The 4,569-nt window shown below is 40.5% G+C and carries 5 protein-coding genes and 1 riboswitch; of the genes, 3 read left to right on the top strand and 2 right to left on the bottom strand.

Going from position 1 to position 4,569, the window contains the following annotated elements:
* Positions 1–10 precede the first annotated feature (10 nt).
* Positions 11–1,315: a nucleobase:cation symporter-2 family protein gene (locus AC52RT_RS09760; protein ID WP_495540565.1), complete on the bottom strand. Its 1,305-nt coding sequence runs from the start codon at positions 1,313–1,315 to the stop codon at positions 11–13.
* Positions 1,308–1,904, bottom strand: a complete 597-nt coding sequence (locus AC52RT_RS09755; RefSeq protein WP_495540564.1) for a xanthine phosphoribosyltransferase — start codon at positions 1,902–1,904, stop codon at positions 1,308–1,310. The genes AC52RT_RS09760 and AC52RT_RS09755 overlap by 8 nt, the downstream gene beginning before the upstream one ends.
* A gap of 164 nt (positions 1,905–2,068) precedes the next feature.
* A riboswitch (purine riboswitch) is annotated at positions 2,069–2,170 on the bottom strand.
* A 345-nt stretch (positions 2,171–2,515) separates the two neighbouring features.
* Here AC52RT_RS09755 and AC52RT_RS09750 point away from each other — a divergent pair.
* The 3 genes from AC52RT_RS09750 to AC52RT_RS09740 all read left to right on the top strand — a co-directional run.
* Complete coding sequence (locus AC52RT_RS09750; RefSeq protein ID WP_495540563.1) at positions 2,516–2,665, top strand: cytochrome c oxidase subunit 2A; 150 nt, start codon at positions 2,516–2,518, stop codon at positions 2,663–2,665.
* A 21-nt stretch (positions 2,666–2,686) separates the two neighbouring features.
* Positions 2,687–3,166 carry a cytochrome c oxidase subunit II gene (locus tag AC52RT_RS09745; RefSeq protein WP_495540562.1) on the top strand — a complete coding sequence of 160 codons (480 nt, stop codon included), beginning with the start codon at positions 2,687–2,689 and terminating at the stop codon, positions 3,164–3,166.
* The coding region (locus AC52RT_RS09740) for a b(o/a)3-type cytochrome-c oxidase subunit 1 (RefSeq protein WP_495540561.1) at positions 3,163–4,569 on the top strand (1,407 nt) is incomplete at its 3' end. The genes AC52RT_RS09745 and AC52RT_RS09740, both read left to right, overlap by 4 nt.

Here is a 4,569-nt window from a genome sequence, read left to right as displayed (position 1 = left end):
CTCTTTTTTTCTATGAGGCTTTTTGCACCGCCGTTAGTTGAGTCTGTTTTGTGCTGGGAACAATATTAAAAAAGATATTTAATACTATCGCTGTCATGCTTCCAGCTACAATCCCATTGCTCGTAAGAATTTGCATGCTTGCTGGCAAATTGGCAAACAACGCGGGTACCACCGTAACCCCCATGCCCATTCCTACTGAACAGGCAATAATTAACAAGTTCTCTTGCGAAGAAAAATCTACGGTACTGAGCATCTTTATTCCATATGCGAGCACCATCCCAAACATCGCCACCATGGCTCCGCCCAGAACAGATGACGGTATGATGGTTGTGAATGCACCAATTTTCGGCACCAGTCCAATCAGTATAAGCATTCCGCCAGCCGTATAAATAACATTTTTACTTTTAACACCTGATAACTGAAGCACCCCGACATTTTGGGAGAAAGCTGTATAAGGAAACGAGTTAAATAATCCGCCCAATATTGTGGCTATCCCTTCTGCACGGTATCCTTTTGCTAAATCCTTCTTTGTTACTTCTTTCTCACAGATATCACCAAGTGCATAATAAACACCCGTTGACTCAACAAGACTTACAATGGCAACTAATGTCATGGTAAGGATTGGTGCAGTATTAAACGTAGGCATCCCAAAGTAGAAGAGATGCGGAATATGCACCCATGAGGCATCACCAACTGCCGAAAAGTTTACTTTTCCCATTAGTATCCCTGCTGCTGTTCCACAAAGGATCCCTATTAAGATCGCAGCAGACCGAATAAACCCATTAGAAAATTTATATAGTAATAGAATGAAAAGTAAGGTTCCAAACGCAAGTGTGATATTTTCAACCGATGCAAAATCAGCCGCTCCCTCTCCTCCAGCCATATTATTCATGGCCACTGGGATGAGGGTAATTCCAATAATCGTAACGACCGATCCTGTCACAACCGGCGGGAAAAATCTAGCTAACTGACCAAACCATTTACTAATGAGAACGACAATTAACCCCGAAACAAGAATGGCTCCATAAATCGAGGTAATGCCAGATTCCTTACCGATAGCAATCATTGGTAAGACGGCCGTAAATGTACAGCCGAGCACAATGGGAAGGCCTATACCAGACACTTTGTTTTTCCAAACCTGAAGGATCGTCGCAATTCCACACATAAAAATGTCAATAGAGATTAAGTACGTTAATTGTTCAGAAGAAAGTTTCAAGGCACTTCCGACAATCAATGGAATAATTATGGCACCCGCATACATGGCTATGACATGCTGAAATCCAAGAGCAGCAATTTTTATCGGTGATTTATTCATAAGCTGTTACCAAGCTTTCCTCAACAAAAGTAATCGACCCTTGCTGTAATGCTTGAATTCTTGCTAAAGATTCAACACGTACTCCCTGCTTCCGGAGGTTTGCTCCGCCGTCTTGGAAAGCTTTCTCAATCACAATTCCTATTCCTTGTACGGAAGCCCCCGCTTTCTCACAAATCTCCATTAATCCGAGCGCCGCTTGGCCGTTCGCAAGAAAATCATCGATAATCAACACTCGGTCACCTGGTTCAATATAGTTCGTTGAAACGGTAATCGTATTTGTTTCTTTTTTTGTATAGGAATATACCGTTGCCGTCAGCAGTCCCTCTGAGAGTGTCAGAGATTTCTTTTTTCTAGCAAAGATCATTGGAATGTTTAATTCTAAGGCAGCCATAAGTCCAGGTCCGATACCTGAGGATTCAATCGTTAAAACCTTCGTAATCCCTTCCTCAGCAAATCGAACGGCAAACTCCTTACCAATTTCTTTCATTAGGACAGGGTCCATTTGATGATTTAAAAAAGAGTCCACCTTTAATATTTGTTCGCTGAGCGCTAAACCTTCTGCATTGATTTTGTCTTTTAAAAGCTGCATTCTTTATTCCTCCTATATAATCTCATTAACGCAAGTCTCCATTTGGTTAAAAAGTACATAAAAAAGCCCAGGAGATCTTGCTTACTCTGACTAAAGAGTAAAGCAATATCTCCCGGGCTATCACAAAGAAACAGCAAATAACACAGCTGATCTTACTGATAGACGGAATAGTACTGCTTACCCATAGTCAGATTATTTACGGTAATCCGGTAGAAACTTGCAGGCCATATCCCTGCTATTATATGAGTAAAACTATAACGAAAAATAATATAGTTGAATTATAACAAGATTTATCTCCGTTGAATAGACCAAAACGTTATTTCTAGATAACTTCCTCCTATTTCTAAAATGAATCCCGACTACATCCGTTTTATAAAAAAAATCGTAAGACAAAACGTCCTCCTTCACAAACCCTTCACAGAAAGTTCATTTATTGTCACATTTAAATGGGCAATTAAGCCCTAACCTAAAGCTTTACCCTATTCCCACAGTGTTAACAGTATCATTGAACACTTTGTGTCTTTGTTAAAAAATGCTAGTTTCTATCCAGTTCTTTTGTATGATGAGAAAGTACTCATACCATTTAACTAGGTCAGAAGGGAGTGAAATCCATGCCGTCTCCTCAATTAAAAAATAAAAAAAAGATATCTATTAAAGAGGATTCCTCATTAAAAGGCACATTTGCTGCCGTTATGATTTTAGGAGCCATTATCGTCATTACCTGGGCTAGTGTTTATTTCTTATATGTAGGACGTCTTTAGGAACAAAAAGGGGGAAAAATCATGCATATGCATAGGTTTGAAAAAATTTGGCTTATTTTCGGAGTTGGGGCACTCCTCATATTTTTAACTGTTTTAGGAGTAAGCGCATTCTATCTAGGCAACCAGCCGCCAAGCTGTTTAGTTACGATCGATCCTGAAGAAGTAGACACAACTGCACCATTTAATAAACCAGGATTGAATAAAGTGGAAGGAAAGGACTGGGATTATGAGCTCGTTTATGTCGCTTCCGCCTTCTCCTATAATCCGGTAAAAGTTGAAGTTCCATTAGGATCTACAGTCAAGGTTATGGCAACTACCAAAGACGTAATACATGGTTTTGAAGTAGCTGGAACAAACATTAATATGATGCTTGAGCCCGGATATGTCAGTGAATATGTCGCAAAGTTTGATAAAGTGGGCGAATTCCTGATTATTTGTAATGAATATTGCGGAGTCGGCCATCATATGATGAGCTCCAGAATTGAGGTCGTTAAAAAATGAACAAACTCGCTGTAACTACTAAAGTTGATCCACGTGATGCTAAACTTTCCATGGCACATTTCCATGTCGCCTTTATCGCACTGGCACTAGGAGGTTTTGCAGGTTTGCTGCAGGTCTTAGTTCGTTCTGGGACATTCGAACTTCCTTTTGGTATTACTTACTATCAAGTGTTAACCGTACACGGTGTTTTACTTGGCCTTATATTAACAACATTTTTCATTATTGGTTTTCAATTTGCTGCCATCAGCAGGACAGCCGGCACATTATCTAATAAAGCCAGGTTGATCGGTTGGATTGGTTTTTGGACAATGACACTCGGTACCGCAATGGCTGCTACAATGGTGTTATTAAATGAAGCTTCCGTTTTATTTACCTTTTATGCACCTCTAATGGCACATCCAATTTTCTATATTGGATTGACACTTATTATTGTCGGCAGCTGGTTATCCAGCGGGGCCATGCTTTCATCTTATATTGGATGGCGTAAGCAGAACCCTGGTAAGGTCAGCCCGCTGTTAAGTTTCATGGTCGTGGTCAATACCTTGTTATGGCTGGTTGCGACGATTGGTGTCGCTGCTACTGTCTTATTCCAAATGCTTCCGTTATCACTAGGAATGGTTGATTCAATAAATGTATTGGTCAGCAGAACCTTGTTCTGGTATTTCGGTCACCCACTCGTGTATTTTTGGCTGTTGCCAGCTTATATGTGCTGGTATGTGGTTATTCCAAAAATTATCGGCGGAAAAATTTTCTCTGATTCATTAGCACGAATGTCCTTTATTCTATTTTTACTTTTCTCTATTCCAGTCGGTTTCCATCACCAGCTAACTGAACCTGGGATTGATCCAGCGTGGAAATTCCTTCAGGTTATCTTAACCTTTTTAGTGGTCATTCCTTCTCTAATGACAGCATTCTCTATGTTTGGAATGTTTGAAAACTATGGTCGTTCTAAAGGAGCAAAAGGATTATTCGGCTGGTTTAAGAAACTGCCGTGGGGAGATGCTCGATTTGTCGTTCCTTTCATCGGGATGGTTGCTTTCATCCCAGCAGGTGCAGGTGGTTTAGTTAATGCATCTAACCAATTAAATCAAGTTATTCATAATACCATTTGGGTAACTGGTCACTTCCATTTAACACTTGCTACATCCGTTGTTTTAACCTTTTTCGGAATTGCTTACTGGTTAATCCCACATTTAACAGGCCGTGTGTTAACGAAAAAAATGAACAAATTGGCTATTATCCAAGCCTGCGTTTGGGCGATCGGTATGACCTTCATGTCTGGTTCCATGCATCTTGCTGGCCTGCTTGGAGCTCCACGACGCTCTTCTTATTCTACGTACGGGGATTCGCAAACAGCGATTGACTGGATTCCCTATCAAATAGGTCAAGCAGTTGGCGGATCT

The sequence above is a fragment of the Peribacillus sp. genome, from assembly GCF_059453735.1.
This window is presented reverse-complemented; position numbering and strand designations above follow the sequence as displayed.